The sequence below is a fragment of the Pseudarthrobacter sp. MOO14 genome (assembly GCF_058267675.1).
In genome coordinates this window covers 3,493,075-3,512,411 of record NZ_CM177849.1, presented here as the reverse complement: position 1 = coordinate 3,512,411, position 19,337 = coordinate 3,493,075, and the positions used below count along the sequence as shown (strand labels likewise).

Genomic DNA, 19,337 nt, shown 5'->3' with positions numbered 1-19,337 from the left:
CGTCAACCACATAAGCGATCGAGATAACCGCGGTCACGCTCTGGCCGCGCTGCAGCTCACACGACTTCAGCAACTGGCCGACGTTCGTCGCGAGAGCCCGATCCTCGGCTAACTGCTCAACGTCGGACGCGCCCGGCCAAGCCGGACGCGCCCTTCGTTTAATGGCTGCTAAGGCATCTGCCCGATTGATCTAGTCCATGAGCACTGGCTGCTTGGCGTCGTTCGATGACTCGACGACGGCCGGGGCCTTCCGGTTCCGGCGGTTGATCCAGTTCGCCACCGCCAGCAGCGCCACGAGTCCAAACGTGCTCAGAAGCTGGGGACGGGAATCCTCGCCGATGAAGCCCACCGTGAAGATCGCCGCGAGGATGACCAAGCCAACCACCGTGAGCCACGGGAATCCGGGCATCCGCAGCGGAAGCGCTGTTCCCTCGCGGTCGGCGCGGAGGCGCAGCGCGAGTTGGGCCAGAAGCGCTGAGGTCCATACCAGCAGGCAGGTCGAGCCCACGATGTTGAGCAGAACGCCAAGGACCATCTCGGGGAACATCAGCTCCAACACAACCGTGACAACGCCGAAGGCAACGCTGGCCAGCACGGCCACCACGGGAACCCTGGCCTTGGACACCGAAGCAAGCATGCGCGGAGCCTCACCGCGCTCGGCAAGGGAATACGCCATCCGGGAAGCACCGTAAAGGTTGGCGTTGAGGGCAGACAACAGTGCCGCAACAGCCACCAGAGTAATGGCGGTGGCAGCGCCCGGCATGCCGGCGGCGTCCAACACTGCGGCGAACGGGCTCTTCAGCCCCTCGGACCCAACCGGAACCACCGCAGCGATCACGAAGATGGCGCCGATGTAGAACACCAGGATGCGCCACAGCACGGTCCGGACTGCCTTCTTCACGCTGCGGGCCGGCTCAGCCGTCTCCGCTGCAGCCACGGAGACGATCTCTGTGCCGCCAAACGCGAACGCCACCACGAACAGTGCCGTCGCAATGCCGCCGAAGCCGTTGACCGCGAAGCCCTCACCCATGAAGTTGCCCAGGCCCGGCGACTGTGCGCCCGGCAGCAGACCGAACAGCAGCGCAAAGCCCACCACCAGGAAACCCACGATCGCCGCCACCTTGAGCAGGGCGAACCAGAACTCGAACTCCCCGAAGTTCTTCACACTTGTCAGGTTCACGGCGGTGAGCACCACGATGAACACGAAGGCCATCAGCCACACCGGTAGGGCGGGGAAGATGGTGGCCAGTAGGCCGGCCGCGCCCAGCGCTTCGGCCGCGATGACCACCACGAGCTGGATCCACCAGAGCCAGCCGACGGTGGCGCCGGCCACCGGCCCGTAGGCCTTGGCGGTGTAGACGGAGAAGGCGCCGCTGTCCGGGTTGGCCGCGGCCATCTCGCCGAGGGCCCACATCACCAGGATGATGAGGGTGCCAGCCACGAGGTAGGAGATCAGCACCGCCGGGCCGGCGGCCTGGATACCCGCGCCGGAGCCGATAAACAGGCCCGCACCGATCGCGCTGCCAAGCCCCATCATGGTGAGCTGGCGTGGTTTGAGGGCCGCGCCGAGGGGGCGGGCAGACGTCGTTGTCTGTTGTTCCATGGGGATTCCTCTGGTTGTAGTGGAACGGAATGAGAAGAAGATCAGAGAGATGCCAAGGGTGCGTGGGCTGCCAGGAGCCGGAGCACCCGGTTATTGGAGTCGGGATCGGCAACAGTGATGCGCACGCCGTCGCCCTGGTAGGCCCGGACCATGATGCCCGCGTCGTTGAAGGCGTCCACCAGCGCCCCCAGGAGCGCAGCATCCGCGCGGATCCACAGGAAGTTGCCCTGGCTTGGCTGCAGCTTCCAGCCCTGGGCTTCCAGCTCGGCGGCCATCCGGGCACGCTCCTCCTTCACCAGGGAAACCCGCGCTGCCATCTCCTCCCCCGCGTCCAGCGATGCGATGGCCGCCTTCTGCGCCAGCGCGCTCACGGCGAACGGCAGGGCGGTGCGGCGCAGACCCTCGGCGATTGCCGCCGTCGTAATCGCATACCCGACGCGCAGGCCAGCGAGCCCGTAGGCCTTGGAGAAGGTGCGCAGGATGCACACGCTCGGGTACCGGCGGTAGAGCGCCAGGGAATCGGGGCTGCTGCCGGCGTCGGCGTACTCCACGTAGGCCTCGTCGATCACTACCAGGACGCTGGAGGGCACGGACTGCAGGAAGGCCTCGAGGCGGTCGTGGCTGATCGGCACGCCGGTGGGGTTGTTGGGGGTGCAAAGCAGGATCACCTTGGTGCGGTCGGTGACGGCGGCGGCCATGGCGTCCAGGTCGTGACCCTCGGCGTCGTCCAGCGGGACGCGGACTGCCCGGGCGCCTGCCAGCTCCACGAGGATGGGGTACGCCTCGAAGGAGCGCCACGCGAACACCACCTCGTCCCCGGCGTCGCACAGCCCGGTAATGATCTGCTGCAGGACGCCCACGCTTCCGGGCCCCACCGCCACTTCCTCCGCGGTGACGCCCAGGTGCCGGGCGAGCCGTTCGCGGAGTTCGACGGCGGCCATGTCCGGGTAGCGGTTCATCCTGCCGGCCGCTTCGGTCACCGCAGCCATGGCGGCGGGCAGGGGGTCGTAGTGGCTTTCGTTACTGGCGAGGGCGGCGATGTCCGCGCCAGCGCTGCGCCGGCCCGGGATGTAGGACGGCAGGCCGGCCACTGCGCCCCGCAGGGTAGGCAACGCAGTTTCGGGAGCGGCAACAAGCTGATCAGTGGTCATGAAGTCCGATCATGGAAGTGACCCGGACCACAATGCAAGGTAGGCTCCGGTGCTTGGGACTTCTGCTCAACTTCTAGTACCTCTGGTGAAAATATGACCATCGCAAACTCTCGCACCCTCGATTCCCTCGACGGCCGGATTATCCTTGCCCTGGACAAGGACCCCGAAGCCAGCGCCCTGGCACTCTCCCGGTCACTCGGCGTCGCACGCAACACCGTCCACGCCCGGCTGGCGCGACTGGAGCGCAGCGGCGCGCTCCGCTCCTTCAGCCGCAGGCTGGACCCCGCCGCGCTCGGCTACGAACTCATGGCCTTCCTCTCGCTCTCCATCAGCCAGACCCGGACAGGCTCGGTGGAGAACGGGCTCGCCGCCATCCCGGAAGTCATCGAGGTGCACGCCACCACCGGCGACGCGGACCTCATGGCCAAGGTGGTGGCCCGCGGCACGGCCGATCTCTACCGCATCACCAACGAGATCCTGGAGATCGACGGGATCGAGCGGACCAGCACGGCCATCTCCATCCTGGAGCTCATGCCGCCCCGGTACGACGGCCTCATCAGCCGGTTGTCGGAGCAGGAATCCCGCACACACGACTAACCCGTGACGCCCGCCACAGGTGGGCAAATTGTCACTGTGAATGCCTTCTGCTGCCAAAAGTCCCAGCGGCATCCCACGGTATTGCAAACGTGAGATGCAGGCCACACGATGCCTGCATGACTTCACTTACCGTCTCCGGCCGCGTGGCACAGGTTCTCAGCGGCTATGTCAGCGACGTCTTCGGCGTCATGGGCAACGGCAACGTCTACTTCCTGGACGCCGCCGAGCAGCAGGGCCTCCGCTTCTCCCCCGTCCGGCATGAGGGTGCCGCCATCGCCGCGGCTGACGCCTACTACCGGACCTCGGGACGGCTCGCCGCGGGCACCACCACCTACGGCCCCGGCTACACCAACGCGCTCACCGCCCTGGCCGAGGCGGTCCAGGCGCAGATCCCGGTGGTGCTGGTCACCGGCGACGCCCCCACCACCGGCGCCCGGCCCTGGGACGTGGACCAAACAGCCATCGCCACCGGCCTCGGCGCGGCCACCTTCACCGTCACCCGCGACGCCGCGGGCGCCATCACCCGGCAGGCGGTGGAGTACGCACTCACCCGGCGCACCGCCGTCGTGCTTGCCATCCCGTACGACCTCGCCGCACTCGATGCTGCGGACGAGGACCTTCCGGAAGCAGCGGCACCAAAGGTGACGGACGACGTCGACGGCGGCCTTGGGCAGGTTGCCCGCCTCCTCGCCGGTGCCAGGCGGCCGCTGATCCTGGCCGGCCGGGGTGCGCACCTCGCCGGCGCCGGCCAGGAACTGCGCGAACTCGCCGACCGGCTCGGCGCCCTGACCGCCGGAACCGCCCTAGCGCTCAACCTCCTCAATGGCGAGGGGTACCTGGGCGTGGCCGGCGGTTTCGGCACCGACACCGCGGCCGGGCTCATGGGCGAGGCCGACGTGGTCCTGGTGGCAGGGGCCAGCCTGAGCCCGTTCACCATGCGGTTCGGGCACCTGCTGGGCCCGGACAGCACCGTCATCCAGATCGACACCGCCCTGCAGCCGACCAACCCGCGGGTGGACCTGTTCGTTCACGCTGATGCGAAAGCCGCTGCGGGACGCCTCCTCGCGCTGCTTGACGGCGAGACTGCGGCGGAAGCCTGGCGCGCGGAAGCCCGCCGTCGACTGGCCGGGGGGCCGGGGCACCACCCGGGCTCCGCGGAAACCCCGGACGGTCGGCTGGACCCGCGCGCCCTCGCCACTGCGTTGGATGCCGTCCTACCGCAGCGCCGCACGGTGGTCCAGGACGGAGGCCACTTCATCGGCTGGGCGCCCATGTACTGGAACATCCCGCGGCCGCAGGATCTGGTGATGGTGGGCACCGCGTTCCAGTCCATCGGGTTGGGCCTGGCCAGCGCCGTCGGGGCGGCCCGTGCGCTGGAGGATGGCCGCACCCTGGTGCTGGCCTCCGGCGACGGCGGTTTCCTGATGGGACTGTCCGACCTCGAGTCTCTGATCGGTGCGGCCCGCAGCGCCATCGTTGTGATCTACAACGACGCCGCCTACGGGGCCGAGATCCACCAGTACGGCTCGCAGGGACTGACCGAGAAGCCGATGCTCATACCGGAGGTGGACTTCAGTGGCGTTGCCCGGGCGCTGGGGGCTGAGTCTGCTGTCATACGGTCCCTGTCTGATCTGTCTGCGCTGCAGGAGTGGATCGACGCCGGCGCTCGTGGGACTTTTGTTGCGGACTGCCGGATCACGTCCTCCGTCCGCGCACCGTGGCTGACCGAGTGGATGAACGCCACGCGGGCGGCAAAGGCGGCGGTGGCGGGGTAGCGTTTCCCGTGCGTCAGGCTCGGCAGCTACCTAACCGGCTGGCGTTCCGGTTGCTATCTGGACCGCCAGCCTCGTCCATCAGTTCAAATTGAAATGACGGGAAACTTCGTCAATGGTGAACTGATTGCGCAGTTTGCAGGCACTATTTTGGTTCGCAAACATGCCTTCGCGCCACAGGGCGTTGTCGAGGGAGACTTGTTTTGTCCATTCAACGGGAACCACGTACTCAGCTGAGTCAGCTCCTTCCCCAGCCTCCGGATGGACATACTTCGCCTTTAAGTTTAGGCTTCTGAAATTCCTCAACTCCCCGTTGACTTGCAAAACTGCTTCGTCTGCCGGTTTGGCGGAAGCGAGCACTGTACCCACTCCTACGTAACCGCGTTTCGGAACGTGTACGAAAATTCGGGCTCCTACTGGAAGCCCCTTCAAAGTGCGCGAGTACCAGTCCGCTCCCCCCGCAGAAACGAAGCCATAGGCCGCTGCATCCTCCCAAGAACGGGACTCGCCGTCGACGCCGAAAGCTACGTACCAATCCTGACCGTTCCATGATGCTCGCGTTCCCCTCTTTGATGCGGGAGTCGGCAGGACCTGAACGGCGTCGTCAATAAGCCAGGTCCGAGCAAGATACTCATGGCCTTCATCCACGAAGTAACGGAAGATCATGACGTTGATGGGCACACCATGGGTCCGGTTAAGGTACGAAACGATCCTTTCAGTGCTGCTATCCAAATCGCTGGCTACGATGGTCATAACATGGCTGGAGTTAAGCTCATCAGGGACAGGGGCCCCGTCAAATCGGATGGCAAACTCTTCATCAAAGCTTCTGTCTGGGTGGTTTGCTTCGAAAATGCCACGGACCTCTTCGTTGCCAAGGGCTTCAACCCACGAAGCGTAGTCCAGCGCCTGCGCCACGACTTCACGCGGAGTCCTGTCCCTTTTCAGTTCCAGGATGTGGAGTGTACCTTCGGAATCTACCCCGAGGATATCTATGAATTTCCCATATCCAGTTGGTACTTGGCTTCCAATGAGCAGCAGTTTTGCTTCCAGTATTTCCGGGTCCTGCAGGATGAGCCTTTCGAGTTTTGCCTCTAGCGGCATGGCCTGTGTAGCTATTCTTCGGGGAGCGTCATCGACCCGCCACAGACCGAGTTCTACAGCCATGAAATCTCCTGGACTCTAACAACAGCCGATATATCTGGGTCAAGGATAGCGCCAGAACAGACAATACAGATCAAAACAGGGGAGTCTTACGTTAGCTATTCAGACATTTAGTCGTCCGGCACGAGGGCGCAGCAGGGCTGGCGGAGGTAGCCGTAGTCTGATGGCGCGCTTCTTCAGCTGTGGCGGCCGTCCTCCGCGGGGCGCTGCTGATTGATCTCTCTAGGGTGGGCCTCCAAACAGAGCAGAGCGCAGCGACAGTGAATCTAGATCAAGGTTTGTGCAGGATTTTCCTAGTAAAAACCAAATATTGCCAGAGGGTTGAGGAAAGTTCCAGTGGGATAAAGAGTTGGCCTGCCGAAACAGGCCAAAACCACGGCGGCCCAGCAATTTTCAAAATCAAAGTCATGAATGCGGAAAGCCAAATATTCTGGCATCATCATCACATGACTACACCAGAGCTTCCGGGGGCAAGCTCTCAGCAGACTTCGCCCCACCAGCAACCACCAATTCCACCCTCACCGCCCAGCTATGGTCCACCAGGACTTTCGGGCCCCAAAGAGTACGCGAAAGCAAAAAAGCAGCGAAATGTCATCGGGCTCATCGCCCTTATTGCGGCGATTCTCGGCTTCATCCTTTCATGCATTCCCGGTGTGCTCATTGCCGGCTGGGTCTTGTTGCCGATTGCGTTCATCTTGGCAATTGTTTCCCTCTTCCTAAAGGACAAGGCCAAGGGAATGGGCATCACAGCCCTGATCTTGTCCATCGTGGGAACCATTGTCGGCTTTGTTGTCTTCTTCTCCGTTGTCACCGCTTCCGCCAAGGACGCTTTCGGCGGCACCGACACTAAAGTTTCGGCACCGACCACTGAAGCGGGTGGAGGTGCTTCAGCAGCAGCGCCCGCTGCCAAGGCCGGAACACGGGAAAATCCTTCGCCGATCGGTTCAGTCGTGGAGTCAAAGGACTGGCGGGTAGTGGTTAACTCTGTCACTTTGGCGGCTACCGACGCAGTCGTGGCGGCCAACCGGTTCAACGACGCTCCCACTGCGGGTTCGGAGTACATCCTGGTGAACTACTCGGCAACCTACGTCGGCAGCGACGCCAATGGACAAACGCCGTCTTTCGTCTCCGTGGAATACGTCACCGCAGACGGTAAAACCATTAATTCGTACGATCACCATGTCGTTGCGCCCGACGCGATCGACAGTAACACCCTCTACAAGGGCGGCACCGCAACGGGCAATATCGCCATTCAGGTACCAAGCGCGACAGCTGGCCAAGGCGTTCTCGCCGTCCGGGCGGGCATGATCGCCGACAAGGTCTTTGTCGCCGTCAAATAGCTTCGTCCCCAACAACACAAGGCCTCCGGCAGTTACCGGAGGCCTTGCTGTGTTGTTAGCGTGACATGGGACTGACGGTGATCGTCAAGCCCGCGGACGACTCCGGTTGGTACAAGATCACGCAGTGACAGTGACCTCCGCTTTGCAGCACTGGATCGACGCCGTCGCTCAGGGCACGTTTGTGGCCGACTGCCGGATCACCTCAACTGTCCGTGCACCCTGGCTGACTGAGTGGATGAACGCCACCCGGGCGGCGAAGGCTGCGGTAGCGGGGTAGGACCCGTCGGGACGCCGCGCGGCGGGCACCCGTTTTTGTCAGTCATCCCGCATAGGATTTCAACCATGAGAATCGCCGTTGCAGGGGGAACCGGGACAGTAGGGCGCTACGTGGTGGCCATCGCCAGGGAGCGCGGGCACAACGTGGTCAGCCTGAGCCGCGCGGATGGGGTGGATCTCATCACCGGGCGCGGCCTCGACCAGGCACTCGAGGGCGCCGACACCGTCATCGACGTCTCCGGCATCCAGGTCCTGTCCACCAAGAAGGCCGTGGATTTCTTCACCAACGCCACCCAGAACCTGGTGGCGGCCGGGAAGAAAGCAGGCGTAACGCACCATGTGGCGCTGTCCATTGTGGGCATCGATAAAGCCAACTCGGGACTCTACGCCGGGAAGCTGGTGCAGGAGGACGAAGTCAGGCACGGCGGCGTTCCCTGGACCATCCTCCGGTCCACCCAGTTCCACGAGTTCGTGCCAACGTCCATCAAGGCCGCCTCCGTGGGCCCGCTGGCCTTCGTGCCAACCATGGTCACCCAGCCCGTGGCGGCAAAAGAGGTGGCAGCGGCCCTGGTGGACGCGGCCGAGGCCGGCCCGAAGGGACGGCTCCCGGACCTCGGCGGCCCACGGACCGAACAGCTGAAAAGCCTGGTCACGGCCTACCTGGCCAAAACGGGGCAGAAAAAACGGATCATTCCGCTCCGCGTCCCCGGCCCCATGGGCACGGCCATGCGCACAGGCGCGCTGATCCCGGCGCCGGGCTCCGCCGTCGGACGCCAGACGTTCCAGGAGTGGCTCGACGCCATCGGTGCCGCGTAAAACCGACGCTAAATGGGGCACTTGCCCCATGCCCCTGCCGCGGCCCGCTCCTAATCTCAAGGCATAGAGACAAGGAGGCGGCCATGACCATCCACCAGCCGCAGTCATTAGCACAGGCAACACCGACACTTGCCGAACTCCCCGAAGACCCCGCCGAGCACTTCGCCGGCAGCGCCGTCTTCGGGCTACCCTTCGCGAGCGGCCACTACCTGGCATTCCGGGATTTCCCGGTGAGCTCCGTCGGCCCCGGCTACCGCTCCGTCTGGCACCGCTCGCCCGGCGGCGAATGGACCCTCTACGCCAACGTCCCGCCCCAATTCAGCTGCGCCCGCTACTTCGGGCTGGCGTTCCACCGCACGGTGGAGACCGACGTCGACATCAGCTGGAGCGGCCCGTCCAGCGCCGTGATCACGGTCCCGGGAGTCCTCGACTGGGACCTGCAGCTGGGCACCTCCGCGGCCACGAAGATACTGACCGCCATGGCCGTCCGGATGCCCGAAAGGTTGTGGCGCAGCGAGCCCGTCCTCAGGGCCATGGGGGCGTTCGCCGGTCCGCTGCTCGGCGCCGGCCGGATGAAAATGTCCGGCCGCGTGCCCAACGGCCAGACGTTCCAGGCCCAGCCCCGGCAGCTGTGGCTGGTCGCCGATTCCAGGGCAACTGTCCTGGGCGAGGGCGCCGGACGGCCCGGCCCGCTCAAGGTCCAGGACCACCTGGCGGACTTCTGGCTTCCGCAGCGTGGACTGTTCGGCGCGCAGGTGGGCGTCAGGTTCCCGTCCACCGCCCATCCCGCCGGGCCAGCCGCCGCCCAGGGACGGACCGGGACAAGCCAGGCGGCATAGCGGCCGACGGCGCGCGGTCCCTACTGCCGCGGCCGGCGGCTTCCTAGAATGGCAGGTGTGATGCAGTCACCGGCTGCGCCCCGCCGCAGCGAAGTCCTGGCCGCGCTGTCGCTCGCCATCGACCTGGGGCTGGGGCAGCCGATGGAGCACATGCTGCGTGCGTCCCTGCTGGCTCTGCGGATCGCTGCGGCGGCAGGCGTCGACGCGGCGGGCCAGGGCAGGATCTACTACGCCAACCAGCTGGCCTGGATCGGCTGCCACGCGGATTCCTTTGAGCTCGCCGCGCTGTTCACGGACGATATCGGCTTCCGCGCCGACTACTACCGCCGCGACCAGCACGGCCTGCCCATGTACGCCGGCATGTTCAGCCACGCCGGGGCCGGCCTCCCGCCGCTCCCCCGCCTCGCCCGCTGGACGCGTTTCGCGGCGACCGGCAGCGGGGCAGTGCGCACCATGATTGCCTCGCACTGCGTCTCCGCGGGGGTGCTGGCCAGCAGTGTAGGGCTCGACGACGGCGTGGCGGGACTGCTCGCCCATACCTTTGAGCGGTGGGACGGCAAGGGGCTGCCGGAGGGAGTTGCGGGGACGGACATCCCGCTGGAAATGCGGATCATGCACCTGGCGGATACCGCCGAGGTGTTCCTGCGGACGGAAGGAGTGGCCGGCGCGGTGGCAATGGTGCGGGCCCGCCGCGGCAGCCAATTCGATCCGGCACTGGCTGGGCTGTTCATCGACCAGGCCCAGGCCCTCACCGATGGACTCCTCGACCTCGACTGCTGGCAGGCGGCCCTGGACGTGGCCCCCACTGACGCTCCCCTGTCCGGCAGCCAGCTCGACACGGTGCTGCGCGCCATCGGTGACTTCGCCGATCTCAAGTCCCCCTACACCGCCGGACACTCCCGCGCGGTGGCGGCGCTGGCGGCCGCCGCCGGCGAGGAACACGGGCTCCCGGCGGGGGACGTCAGCGAGCTCCGCCGCGCGGGATGGGTGCACGACCTGGGCCGCTTGGGGGTGTCCAACCAGGTGTGGGACAAGAAAGAGCCCCTCTCCGCCCTGGAGCAGGAACGCATCCGCATGCATCCGTATCTGGGCGAACGGATCCTCAGCCGCGTACCCGGGCTGAAGGGCGAGGCGGCCCTCACCGGCTCACACCACGAGCGGCTCGACGGGTCCGGTTATCCGCGCGGGATTGGCGGAAGCGAGCTGGGGATCAAGCAGCGGATTCTGGCGGCAGCGGACTCCTACCATGCCTCCGTGGAGCCGCGCCCGCACCGGCCCGCGCTCACGCCGCCCGATGCCGCTGCCCGGCTGCGGCAGGAAGTTTCGGCCGGGAGGCTCGCCGCCGCTGCGGCGGAGGCAGTGCTCGTGGCGGCCGGCCAGCAGCCCCGCCGACCGCATTCGGCCGCAGCTGGGCTCACCCCGCGGGAAGTGGAGATCCTCGGCATGCTGTGCCGCGGCCTGACGCCGGCCCAGATCGCAGACGGCCTCTTCCTTTCCCGGAAGACCGTCCGCAACCACGTGGAGCACATCTACACCAAGATCGGTGCCACCAACCGGGTGGGTGCCACCTTGTTCGCGATCAGGAATGGGCTGACCGAATAGGAGAGCCCAATTGGACCAGTCCGCGCTGGCCCGGGACACATCCCTTGTGACTATTGGCTGACCAGCCGCCACAATGACGTGACCTCGGCCGAGCGCGCCTCGAACAATGGATCTTCGCGGTCCGAGGCCTTCGGATGCGTTGGCTTGGTGTCCAGCCGCTCCACCACCGTCAGCCCGGCCGCTTCGATGGCGGCCAGCAGGTCCGCACGTGAGCGCAGGCCCAGGTGCTCGGCCAGGTCGGACAGAACCAACCAGCCCTCACCGGCCGGCTCCAGATGGCCGGGGAGTTCTGCCAGGAAGCGGAACAGCATCCTGCTTCCGGGGTCGTAGACGGCGCTGTCCAGGCTGGAATGCGGCGTGGCCGGGATCCAGGGCGGGTTGCATACGATCAGCGGTGCCCGTCCGGGCGGGAACATGTCGGTCAGCACTGCCTCGGCCCGGTCGTCGACTCCGAGGTTACGGAAGTTCTCCGCGGCGCAGGCAATGGCACGCGGTTCATTGTCCGTCGCCACCACGCGGCGGACGCCGCGGCGGGCGAGGACGGCGGCGAGCACTCCGGTGCCCGTTCCGACGTCGAACGCGAGCGTGTCCGCGGGCAGCGCGGCCGCTGCCACGAGATCCACATACTCGCTGCGGGTAGGGAAGAATGTGCCGTAATGCGGGTGGATGCGGTCCTGCAGGGCATCGACGTAGACCCCGGTCCGCCGCCACTCGTGGGCGCCGATGGCCCCCACGAGCTCATGCAGGGACACCACGGAAGACTCTGCAATGTCTCCGTACGCTTCCGCGGCGGCTTCGCCGATGTCCGGTGCGCGGCGCAGCGGCACCACCGGACCCGGATTAAGGGGAATCAGCAGCAGGCCCAGGATGCGTGCCCGGTGCGAGGCGGCCTGCCGGTGCCGGTAGAACCTTTCAGCCGGGGTTCCTGCGGCCTTCTTTCCGGCGCCTATCCGGCGGTCCTGGGCGTTGAGGATCTGCCGCGCGTTGTGGAAGTCTCCGTGCCAGAGCAGCGCGATCCCCTGGGATGCCATGCGGTACGCCTCATCGGCCGTGAGGGCGTCGTCCACCACCTCCACCCGCCCGGGCGCCGGCCTGCCGTTGGCCGACCGCCACCGCGCGGACATCCCGGTGCCGGCGTCCTTCCAGGTCACGTGCCCGGCCGCCGCGGCTGTGTTCAAAGGGGTGGGGTCAAAGGGCGGGACTTCCGCCGGAGCTGGGGTGCCAGTAGGGATGAAGTTCCATTCCAAGATGTTGGGTGCGATCGGATTCGGGCCGATTACAGCGGGGGTTCGACGACGTCGAAGGGGACGGTGCCAAGAGACCAGACCGTCCGCCGGCAACAAACGCGGGATGAAAGAATGGAGGGCGCTCAAGCCCAGAACCTACTGTGTCAGGGTACAGGTAAAACATGCGATTTCCCTCTGGACAAGAAATAGTCCGTGCACAGATAATCTTTGTATAGACCATCTTCCGAGGAGGACACCATGTGGGAATACGAGCACGGCATCGACACCAACGCCACGCCAGAGGCCATCTGGCGGCTCTGGTCCGACGTCGAGAACTGGGGCGCCTGGAACGGGGAGATCGAGAAGATCGAGATCAACGGCCCCTTCGCTGAAGGAACCCAGATCCTGATGGCGCCTCCGGGGGACGATCCGATCCCCCTGGTCATCGCCGAGGCGGTCGAAAACGAACGCTTCGTGGACGAGGCCCGCTTCGGCGGCCTGCTCCTGCGCACCACCCACCGCATCGATCCAGCCGGCGGGGACCGGATCCGGGTGGTGTACCGGATGGAGATCACCGGCGACGGCGCCGACGAGGCCGGCCCGCAGATTGGGCCCGGCATCACCGCGGACTGGCCGGAAACCATGGCCGCGCTGGTCAAGATGGCTGGCGGCTGATGCCGCTCAACCCCGGCGAGAGCCCCGGATTCCTGCTCTGGCACGCCACGCTGCGCTGGCAGCGGGAGATCGCCGCAGCACTCGCGCCGCTCGACCTGACCCACGTCCAGTTCGTGCTGCTCGCCTGCGCCTGGCGGCTCAACAACCAGGGCGAGCACCCCAACCAGCTGGCCCTCGCCCGGCAGGCGGGCACCGACGTCAAGATGGCCTCCCAGGTCCTGCGCGCCCTGGAAGCGAAGGGACTCATCGAACGGGAAGTCGACCCGGCGGACACCCGGGCCAAACGGCTGCGCGTCACCAGCGCCGGAGCCGAGCTGGCTCCCCGGGCCATCGCCGCCGTCGAACTCGCCGACGCCAAATTCTTCGGGCCGGTGCCCCTGGACGATGCCGTATCCCTGCTCCAGCGCCTGGCCCGGCCCGGGCCGGGCACACCGCCAACGGCCGGCGGTGACCGCACGGAACCCGAGGCACGGGCTACGTAAGGACGGCGGGCTCCGAATCTGCCGCGAGCAGCCCCAGGAGCGGTCCGGCGTCGTGGGTGGATTCCAGGCCCAGCACCATCCGGCTGATGGCTTTGACGCGGTCGCCGGGCAGCCTGGTGCCGGCCAGCCCCTCGAACTTGCCGATGGTCTCCTGGTCGCTGAGCCGGTTGGTGGCGGCCCCCTTTGCCTTGACCGCCTGCACCCCGAACGAGTCCGTATCCGTCTGCACAGAGAGGAAAGGTTCGGCCGATCCGCCGTGCTGCTCCGGGTCCACTTCCACGTGGATGCGGCCCATCAGCTCCCTCAGCCGGGGATCGTTCCGGCCCTGTTCCGCCACCTCGTCCAGTCCCACGGTGCCGTGCATCAGCGCGGCGGCGAGGGCGAACTGCATGCTCAGCTGGGTCGAGACGAGGGAACGGACATCGGCGGTGCCGCACATGTCCGCGATGAGGGCGCTGGTCCGCACCGTGATTTTCTGCGTTGCCTCCGCAGTGATCCCCCGGTCACGGAGCTCCAGGATCGCGTCAATGGCCGAGTGGGTGCTCCGGCAGGTGGCGTACGGCTTGATGGACGCGCGCTGGACCTGCCAGTCCTCCCCCAGGGTGTCAAAGAGCCGTGACTCCTGGACCTCGCCCGGCTGGCCGTAGAGCTTGAGGAAGCTGCCCCACGGAGCGGAGAACAGATCCCGCGGCCCCGTGAATCCGGCCTTGGCCAGCAGCGCACTGTTCAGCCCGGCTTCGGCCGCGCGCCCCACATGCATGCGCTTGGACATGGCCCCGTCCCCGATGAACGCCCAGGTTCCGCCGGTGAAGGAGCCGGCCAGGCCCATGGCGGACACCAGTTGCGGCGCATCAAGCCCCAGGACCACGCCCGCCGCCACCGCGGCCGCGAACGTGCCGGTCACCCCCGTGGAGTGCCAGCCCTGGTTGTTCACCGGGTCGTAGCCGCCCAGGGCGTCCTGCACCCGGCGGCCCACCTCGTACCCGCTGACGACGGCGTGAAGGAGCCTTCCGCCGTCAACTCCCGAGCCGCCGTCGTCCGCTCCGCCCGCGGAACCGCCGGCCCGGACGGCCAGGGCGGCGAGCGCGGCCGGAACCACCACCGCCCCGGAATGGTCGCACCCGCCCGAATCGTCAAGCTCAAAGGCATGGCACGCCACGCCGTTGACGAAGGCTGCCGCCAGCGGCGGCAAACTGGAGGGTGTGCCCCACACCGGCGAGCCCGTTCCGGGCGGCGGGGTTCCGTGCGCTGCGGCGAGCGCCGACCTGCTGAGGTGGACTTCCCGCGACGCCGCCCCGGCAATACCTGCGCCGAGGGTGTCCAGCAGGTGGAGTTTCGCCCGGTGCAGGACCTCGGGAGGGATGTCCTCGGGCCGCAGTGCCGTGAGAAAGTCCGCTATGCGTTCTGATGCTGTCCGCTCTGGGCTCATGCCGGGGTGCCTTCACGTGTGAGGGAATGGAAGATTTCTGCCGGGTGGGAGGGGCTGTTGGGCGCGGCGGTGTCCCGCCACCACCGGGCCACGTCCCCGCCGGTAGCGTGCCAGACGTCGCCGTACGCATGGACGTGGTCCAGGAACTCCCGGAGCATCCCGATCCGCCCGGGAGTGGCGATAATCTCCGGATGCAGGGTCAGGACGAAGCAGAGTCCTTCGGCGCGGTAAGCCTCGAATTCCAGGATCCAGTTGCGGAGCACCTCCCGGCTGGACGCGATCCGCGGGCTGCCCTTGGGGATGGGCGGGTCCAGGTTAAAGACAAAATAGGGAAAGTCGTCCAATTCGTGGTGCCGTGGCACCTCCACCAGTCCTGCAGCGCGGCCGGCATGGAAATGGGGCAGGTCGTCGCCGTGCCACGAGGAGGACCAGGTGAACCCCAGGTCCAGCAGCTCACCGGGCAGGCCGTGCGCCATTGATCCGCGGGCCGCCCGGAAGCCCTGCGGCCGCACGCCAAGGAGCGCCTCGAAAGCGTCCTGGCCCCGGCCGATGCTGTCCAGCTGTTCCGGCAGCGGCTGCAGCCCCATATCCTCCAGGGCCCAGCCCATGTTGGCAAGTTCGTGCCCGGCCGCCGCCACGGCTTCAACCTGGCGCGGGTAGGTGCAGAGGTTGGCCCCGGGAATGAACCAGCTCGCCGTGGTGCCCGTGCGCCCGAGCTCCGCCAGGAGCCGGTCCACGCCGCGGGTGGCGCCGTACTGGCCAACGGACAGGCTTTTGGCGCGGTCGACGGCGTCCGGTGCCGCCGCGAGCACCGACAGTTCCGCTTCAAATCCCACGGTGACCACGAAGGCGCACCGGTTCGCCCCGGGCCAGCGGCCCGCCGGCGGTTCCTGCGTGAACGTCATGCTGCCTGCTCCGTTCCGTGCTGTTGCTGCCACCAGGTGGCGATCTCCGCGCACGTGCCGAACCACACGCCGTCGGCCTCCTTCATGTGCTGGATCCAACGGTCCAGGAGCGCTGCCCGGCCGGGCTTCCCCACCACCTTCGGATGGAAGATGGTGGAAAGGCACAGTCCCTCGGCGTGGTACCCGTCAAACTCCCTGGTCCAGTTGTCCAGGGTGGGCTCGTAGCCGGCGATCCGGTCACCGCCGGAGGGCCAGTCCGGGTTGGTGGTGTAAGCCAGGGAGGCGTAGTCGTCCATATCGGACCTGGCCGGGATCTCGATGAGCTTCCCGCCGGCATGGAGGTACGGCCGGTCATCGCCCCGCATGGAGCTGGAGTAAAGTAAGCCCATCTCCGCCAGCAGGGCCGGGGTCTCCGGACGCCAGTCACCGGACGGGGTGCGGAAACCGACGGCAGTGGTGCCCAGGACGTCCTGGAAGATCCGCTGGCTGGTCTCGATCACCTGCCGCTGTTCGTCAGTGCTGAGGTCCCAGTACTTTTCGTGCTTATAGCCGTGGTGTGCTACTTCGTGGCCGTGCTCCACGATCCGCCGGCACTGTTCGGGCCAGGTTTCCACCACCCAGGCGGGGGTAAAGAAGGTTGCCGGGACCTGGTGGGCGTCCAGGAGCCGGAGCATCCGGTCCAGGGCCCGCCACGGTCCGTAGGCACCTTGGCTGAAGTACTCCGGCCGGGACCAGATGGTGCCTTTCAGCATGGCATCGCCGGTGGGCCCGTCAAGATCGAAGGCCAGGGCGACGGCGCTGCGGTTGCCTTCCGGCCACCGCACCGCCGCCCCCGCCTCCAGGGACTGCTGGCTCACTTAACCCCGTTGATCTCGGGCTTCATGGCGCCGTAGCTGATGCCCCACTTGTCCAGGATCTTCTGGTAGTCACCGCTGTCCGTGACCTTGGTCAGGGCATCCTTGACCGCGTTGGCCAGCTGGGTGTTGTCCTTCTGCATCAGGATGCCGAAGGGCTTCGCCGGCAGCGGATCGAGCACGGCCGCGTACTTTCCGGGATCGGTCTTGTCGAAGTAGGCGAGGTTCTCGGCACCCTGGGCGGCCAGGTCCACGCGGCCCTGGTCAATCTGCAGCCGCGCGGCCGCGCCGGAGTCCGTGGGCAGGATGCTCAGTTCCGGGAGGCCCTTGTCCGTGCAGATGGTCTTGCTCAGGGTTTTCACCTGTTCGAAGTAATCGGTCTTGCCGCTTACCGCGAGGGTCTTGCCGCAGAGATCGCTCTCCTGCTTGAACTCACCTGCCCGGGTGCCCGACGTGTAGAGGCGGCCCTGGGACTTGAAGTAGTCAACGAAGTCGGCCGTCTTCTGCCGTTCCACGGTGTCCGAGATGCCGGACATGACCAAGTCCACGCGGCCGGTCTGGACGGAGTTGATCAGCTGGTCAAAGGGCGATTCCACCACTTCGACCTGAACCCCGAGCGCCTCGCCCAGCTTTTGCTGCAGCTCGATGTCCACGCCTGCCAGCTTCTTGTCGGAGTCGCGGAATTCCATGGGCGGGAAGTCCGGGGACAGGCCGATCCTGATCTTCCCGGCGTCCTTGATGGCCTGGGGCAGGCCGGTGGTGCCGGCGCTTGTGTCCGCGGTGGTTTCGGCGCCGCCGACGCAGCCGGTGAGGCCGAACGCTGCAACTGCGGTGAGGGCCGCAATGCGGGCGGCCGTGGTGAACTTCTTCATGGATGGCTCCAAAGGGGTTGGGGTGATGTTTAGAAGACGCGGGAAAGGAAGGCTTTGGTCCGCTCGTGCTGCGGGTTGCCCAGGACCCCGGCCGGAGGACCGATTTCGACGATTTCGCCGCCGTGCATGAACGCCACACGGTCGGCCACTTCCTTGGCAAAGCCAATCTCGTGGGTCACCACGATCATGGTGAGGCCGGACTTTGCCAGGTCCTTCATGACGTCCAGCACTTCGCCCACCAGTTCGGGGTCCAGTGCCGACGTCGGTTCGTCAAAGAGGATCAGCTCGGGTTTCATGGCCAGGGCCCTGGCGATCGCCACGCGCTGCTGCTGGCCGCCGGAGAGCTGCCGCGGGTAGGACCCTTCGCGTCCCTCCAGGCCCACCCGGGCCAGCAGTTCGGAGGCGTGCCGTTTGGCCTCGGCCGGTTTGACCTTGTTGACGAGGACCGGGCCTTCGATGATGTTTTCCAGCACGGTCATATGGGGGAAGAGGTTGAACCGCTGGAACACCATGCCGATGGACCGGCGCTGGCGGGCGGCTTCCTTGTCCGAGAGCTCAAAGAGGCGGTTGCCGTCCTGGCGGTAACCCACCACCTTGTCCCCCACCCAGATCCGCCCGTTGGACAGCGTTTCCAGGTGGTTGATGCAGCGCAGGAAGGTGCTCTTTCCGGACCCCGAGGCACCGAGCAGGCAGACCACCTCGCCGCTGTTGACCTCGAGGTTGATGCCCTTGAGGACCTCGTTGAGGCCAAAACTCTTGTGGACGTTTTCGGCGCGGACCAGAACGTGGGTGGTCATGACTTTGCCTTCCTGTTGGTACCGAAAATGCTCGACAGCCGCTGGAGGGGCGTCATGGGCAGCTGCCGGCTTGAGGATCCCTTGGCGAAGAACCGTTCAAGGTAGAACTGCCCGATGCTCAGGATGGACACGGCGCCCAGATACCAGACGGCGCAGACGATCAGGAGCTCCATGATCCGGTTGTTGACGTAGTAGATGTGCTGGGCCTCGGAAAGGATCTCGCTCACGCCGATCGCGGAAGCCAGCGATGTGGTCTTCAGCATCCCGATGACCTCGTTGCCCACGGGCGGGATGATGACCCGCATGGCCTGCGGCAGGACGATCCGCCGCATGGCCTGCAGCCGCGTCATCCCGACAGCCTGCGCGGCCTCCAATTGCCCCTCATCAACGGAGAGGATGCCGCCGCGGACCACCTCGGAGGTGTAGGCGCCCTGGTTCAGCCCCAGGCCGATGGAGGCGGCGACGAAGGGGGTCAGGATGTCGATCATGCGGCCCGAGTAGAGCCCCGGGATGCCGATCACCGGGAAAATGAGGGCCAGGTTGAACCACATCAACAGCTGCAGGTACACCGGGGTGCCTCGGAAGACCCAGATGTAGAGCCACGCAACGCCAGAGACCACCGGGTTCTTCGACAGGCGCATCACGGCGGTGACCACGCCAAGAACCAGTCCGATCGCCATGGCGACGGCGGTGAGGATCAGGGCTACTCCGATTCCCTGGATCAGGACGGGAACGGCCAGGTATTCCTGCACGGTGGGCCAGTTGATCTTGGCCCGTGAGAAGGAGACGGCCAGCCAGACCAGGAGCAGCACCACGGCCGCAGCACCAATCCACCTCCCGATATGCCGGCGCGGGACGATTTTCAGATCTGCCGCTGCAGTGCCTGTGATGCTGGGCGCTGGTTGAGTCTTCATGGCGTTTTCCTGATCGTGGAGGGTTT

19 protein-coding genes are annotated in these 19,337 nt (G+C 66.3%); 9 read left to right on the top strand and 10 right to left on the bottom strand.

Annotated features, from left to right (window positions below):
* Window positions 1–190 precede the first annotated feature (190 nt).
* Together AC4EEV_RS16385 and hisC are read right to left on the bottom strand one after the other, a co-directional pair.
* A complete protein-coding gene (locus AC4EEV_RS16385; RefSeq protein WP_491329462.1) occupies window positions 191–1,603 on the bottom strand; it encodes an amino acid permease in 1,413 nt (470 codons plus the stop codon).
* 41 nt (window positions 1,604–1,644) lie between these two features.
* Window positions 1,645–2,754 (bottom strand): histidinol-phosphate transaminase, encoded by a 1,110-nt coding sequence (gene hisC / locus AC4EEV_RS16380; RefSeq protein WP_491329461.1) that lies wholly within the window; start codon window positions 2,752–2,754, stop codon window positions 1,645–1,647.
* A 93-nt stretch (window positions 2,755–2,847) separates the two neighbouring features.
* Between hisC and AC4EEV_RS16375 the strand changes: the two genes are divergently transcribed.
* Both AC4EEV_RS16375 and AC4EEV_RS16370 read left to right on the top strand, forming a co-directional pair.
* On the top strand, window positions 2,848–3,351 hold the full coding sequence (locus AC4EEV_RS16375; RefSeq protein WP_491329460.1) for an Lrp/AsnC family transcriptional regulator: 504 nt from the start codon (window positions 2,848–2,850) through the stop codon (window positions 3,349–3,351).
* Window positions 3,352–3,467: 116 nt separating this feature from the next.
* Window positions 3,468–5,126 (top strand): thiamine pyrophosphate-binding protein, encoded by a 1,659-nt coding sequence (locus AC4EEV_RS16370; protein WP_491329459.1) that lies wholly within the window; start codon window positions 3,468–3,470, stop codon window positions 5,124–5,126.
* Between the two features lie 78 nt (window positions 5,127–5,204).
* On the opposite strand, the gene AC4EEV_RS16365 is transcribed toward AC4EEV_RS16370, so the two are convergent.
* On the bottom strand, window positions 5,205–6,287 hold the full coding sequence (locus AC4EEV_RS16365) for an endonuclease NucS domain-containing protein (RefSeq protein WP_109863577.1): 1,083 nt from the start codon (window positions 6,285–6,287) through the stop codon (window positions 5,205–5,207).
* Window positions 6,288–6,691: 404 nt separating this feature from the next.
* Between AC4EEV_RS16365 and AC4EEV_RS16360 the strand changes: the two genes are divergently transcribed.
* From AC4EEV_RS16360 to AC4EEV_RS16340, 5 genes are all read left to right on the top strand, one after another.
* Window positions 6,692–7,624, top strand: coding sequence for a DUF4352 domain-containing protein (locus AC4EEV_RS16360; protein ID WP_491329458.1), 933 nt, complete (start codon window positions 6,692–6,694; stop codon window positions 7,622–7,624).
* A 124-nt stretch (window positions 7,625–7,748) separates the two neighbouring features.
* Window positions 7,749–7,901 carry a hypothetical protein gene (locus AC4EEV_RS16355; RefSeq protein WP_491329457.1) on the top strand — a complete coding sequence of 51 codons (153 nt, stop codon included), beginning with the start codon at window positions 7,749–7,751 and terminating at the stop codon, window positions 7,899–7,901.
* Window positions 7,902–7,966: 65 nt separating this feature from the next.
* Complete coding sequence (locus AC4EEV_RS16350) at window positions 7,967–8,716, top strand: SDR family oxidoreductase (RefSeq protein ID WP_491329456.1); 750 nt, start codon at window positions 7,967–7,969, stop codon at window positions 8,714–8,716.
* An 83-nt stretch (window positions 8,717–8,799) separates the two neighbouring features.
* Window positions 8,800–9,555, top strand: coding sequence for a hypothetical protein (locus AC4EEV_RS16345; RefSeq protein WP_491329455.1), 756 nt, complete (start codon window positions 8,800–8,802; stop codon window positions 9,553–9,555).
* A 60-nt stretch (window positions 9,556–9,615) separates the two neighbouring features.
* Entirely contained in the window at window positions 9,616–11,157 is a 1,542-nt protein-coding gene (locus tag AC4EEV_RS16340) for an HD domain-containing phosphohydrolase (RefSeq protein WP_491330905.1), read from the top strand.
* Between the two features lie 50 nt (window positions 11,158–11,207).
* On the opposite strand, the gene AC4EEV_RS16335 is transcribed toward AC4EEV_RS16340, so the two are convergent.
* Entirely contained in the window at window positions 11,208–12,335 is a 1,128-nt protein-coding gene (locus AC4EEV_RS16335) for a methyltransferase (RefSeq protein WP_491329454.1), read from the bottom strand.
* A gap of 306 nt (window positions 12,336–12,641) precedes the next feature.
* Between AC4EEV_RS16335 and AC4EEV_RS16330 the strand changes: the two genes are divergently transcribed.
* On the top strand, window positions 12,642–13,058 hold the full coding sequence (locus tag AC4EEV_RS16330) for an SRPBCC family protein (RefSeq protein WP_491329453.1): 417 nt from the start codon (window positions 12,642–12,644) through the stop codon (window positions 13,056–13,058).
* A complete protein-coding gene (locus tag AC4EEV_RS16325) occupies window positions 13,058–13,540 on the top strand; it encodes a MarR family winged helix-turn-helix transcriptional regulator (RefSeq protein ID WP_491329452.1) in 483 nt (160 codons plus the stop codon). Before AC4EEV_RS16330 ends, AC4EEV_RS16325 begins: the two co-directional genes overlap by 1 nt.
* Here AC4EEV_RS16325 and AC4EEV_RS16320 read toward each other — a convergent pair.
* The 6 genes from AC4EEV_RS16320 to AC4EEV_RS16295 are packed head-to-tail and all read right to left on the bottom strand — an operon-like array spanning window position 13,533 to window position 19,311.
* A complete protein-coding gene (locus AC4EEV_RS16320; RefSeq protein WP_491329451.1) occupies window positions 13,533–14,969 on the bottom strand; it encodes an MmgE/PrpD family protein in 1,437 nt (478 codons plus the stop codon). The genes AC4EEV_RS16325 and AC4EEV_RS16320 overlap by 8 nt on opposite strands.
* A complete protein-coding gene (locus tag AC4EEV_RS16315; RefSeq protein ID WP_491329450.1) occupies window positions 14,966–15,874 on the bottom strand; it encodes a polysaccharide deacetylase family protein in 909 nt (302 codons plus the stop codon). Before AC4EEV_RS16315 ends, AC4EEV_RS16320 begins: the two co-directional genes overlap by 4 nt.
* Window positions 15,871–16,731, bottom strand: coding sequence for a polysaccharide deacetylase family protein (locus AC4EEV_RS16310; RefSeq protein ID WP_491329449.1), 861 nt, complete (start codon window positions 16,729–16,731; stop codon window positions 15,871–15,873). Before AC4EEV_RS16310 ends, AC4EEV_RS16315 begins: the two co-directional genes overlap by 4 nt.
* The gene (locus tag AC4EEV_RS16305; protein WP_491329448.1) at window positions 16,728–17,600 is read right to left on the bottom strand and encodes an ABC transporter substrate-binding protein; all 873 of its coding nucleotides are present in this window, start codon (window positions 17,598–17,600) and stop codon (window positions 16,728–16,730) included. The genes AC4EEV_RS16310 and AC4EEV_RS16305 overlap by 4 nt, the downstream gene beginning before the upstream one ends.
* A gap of 29 nt (window positions 17,601–17,629) precedes the next feature.
* Window positions 17,630–18,397 (bottom strand): amino acid ABC transporter ATP-binding protein, encoded by a 768-nt coding sequence (locus AC4EEV_RS16300; protein WP_491329447.1) that lies wholly within the window; start codon window positions 18,395–18,397, stop codon window positions 17,630–17,632.
* Entirely contained in the window at window positions 18,394–19,311 is a 918-nt protein-coding gene (locus tag AC4EEV_RS16295) for an amino acid ABC transporter permease (protein ID WP_285320643.1), read from the bottom strand. The genes AC4EEV_RS16300 and AC4EEV_RS16295 overlap by 4 nt, the downstream gene beginning before the upstream one ends.
* Window positions 19,312–19,337: the final 26 nt, after the last annotated feature.

What these genes read in the sequence shown, in the direction of transcription:
- AC4EEV_RS16385 (WP_491329462.1), bottom strand. Translation starts at nt 1,603, where the DNA reads ATGGAACAACAGACAACGACGTCTGCCCGCCCCCTCGGCGCGGCCCTC.
- hisC (WP_491329461.1), bottom strand. Translation starts at nt 2,754, where the DNA reads ATGACCACTGATCAGCTTGTTGCCGCTCCCGAAACTGCGTTGCCTACC.
- AC4EEV_RS16375 (WP_491329460.1), top strand. Translation starts at nt 2,848, where the DNA reads ATGACCATCGCAAACTCTCGCACCCTCGATTCCCTCGACGGCCGGATT.
- AC4EEV_RS16370 (WP_491329459.1), top strand. Translation starts at nt 3,468, where the DNA reads ATGACTTCACTTACCGTCTCCGGCCGCGTGGCACAGGTTCTCAGCGGC.
- AC4EEV_RS16365 (WP_109863577.1), bottom strand. Translation starts at nt 6,287, where the DNA reads ATGGCTGTAGAACTCGGTCTGTGGCGGGTCGATGACGCTCCCCGAAGA.
- AC4EEV_RS16360 (WP_491329458.1), top strand. Translation starts at nt 6,692, where the DNA reads ATGAATGCGGAAAGCCAAATATTCTGGCATCATCATCACATGACTACA.
- AC4EEV_RS16350 (WP_491329456.1), top strand. Translation starts at nt 7,967, where the DNA reads ATGAGAATCGCCGTTGCAGGGGGAACCGGGACAGTAGGGCGCTACGTG.
- AC4EEV_RS16345 (WP_491329455.1), top strand. Translation starts at nt 8,800, where the DNA reads ATGACCATCCACCAGCCGCAGTCATTAGCACAGGCAACACCGACACTT.
- AC4EEV_RS16340 (WP_491330905.1), top strand. Translation starts at nt 9,616, where the DNA reads ATGCAGTCACCGGCTGCGCCCCGCCGCAGCGAAGTCCTGGCCGCGCTG.
- AC4EEV_RS16330 (WP_491329453.1), top strand. Translation starts at nt 12,642, where the DNA reads ATGTGGGAATACGAGCACGGCATCGACACCAACGCCACGCCAGAGGCC.
- AC4EEV_RS16325 (WP_491329452.1), top strand. Translation starts at nt 13,058, where the DNA reads ATGCCGCTCAACCCCGGCGAGAGCCCCGGATTCCTGCTCTGGCACGCC.
- AC4EEV_RS16320 (WP_491329451.1), bottom strand. Translation starts at nt 14,969, where the DNA reads ATGAGCCCAGAGCGGACAGCATCAGAACGCATAGCGGACTTTCTCACG.
- AC4EEV_RS16315 (WP_491329450.1), bottom strand. Translation starts at nt 15,874, where the DNA reads ATGACGTTCACGCAGGAACCGCCGGCGGGCCGCTGGCCCGGGGCGAAC.
- AC4EEV_RS16305 (WP_491329448.1), bottom strand. Translation starts at nt 17,600, where the DNA reads ATGAAGAAGTTCACCACGGCCGCCCGCATTGCGGCCCTCACCGCAGTT.
- AC4EEV_RS16300 (WP_491329447.1), bottom strand. Translation starts at nt 18,397, where the DNA reads ATGACCACCCACGTTCTGGTCCGCGCCGAAAACGTCCACAAGAGTTTT.
- AC4EEV_RS16295 (WP_285320643.1), bottom strand. Translation starts at nt 19,311, where the DNA reads ATGAAGACTCAACCAGCGCCCAGCATCACAGGCACTGCAGCGGCAGAT.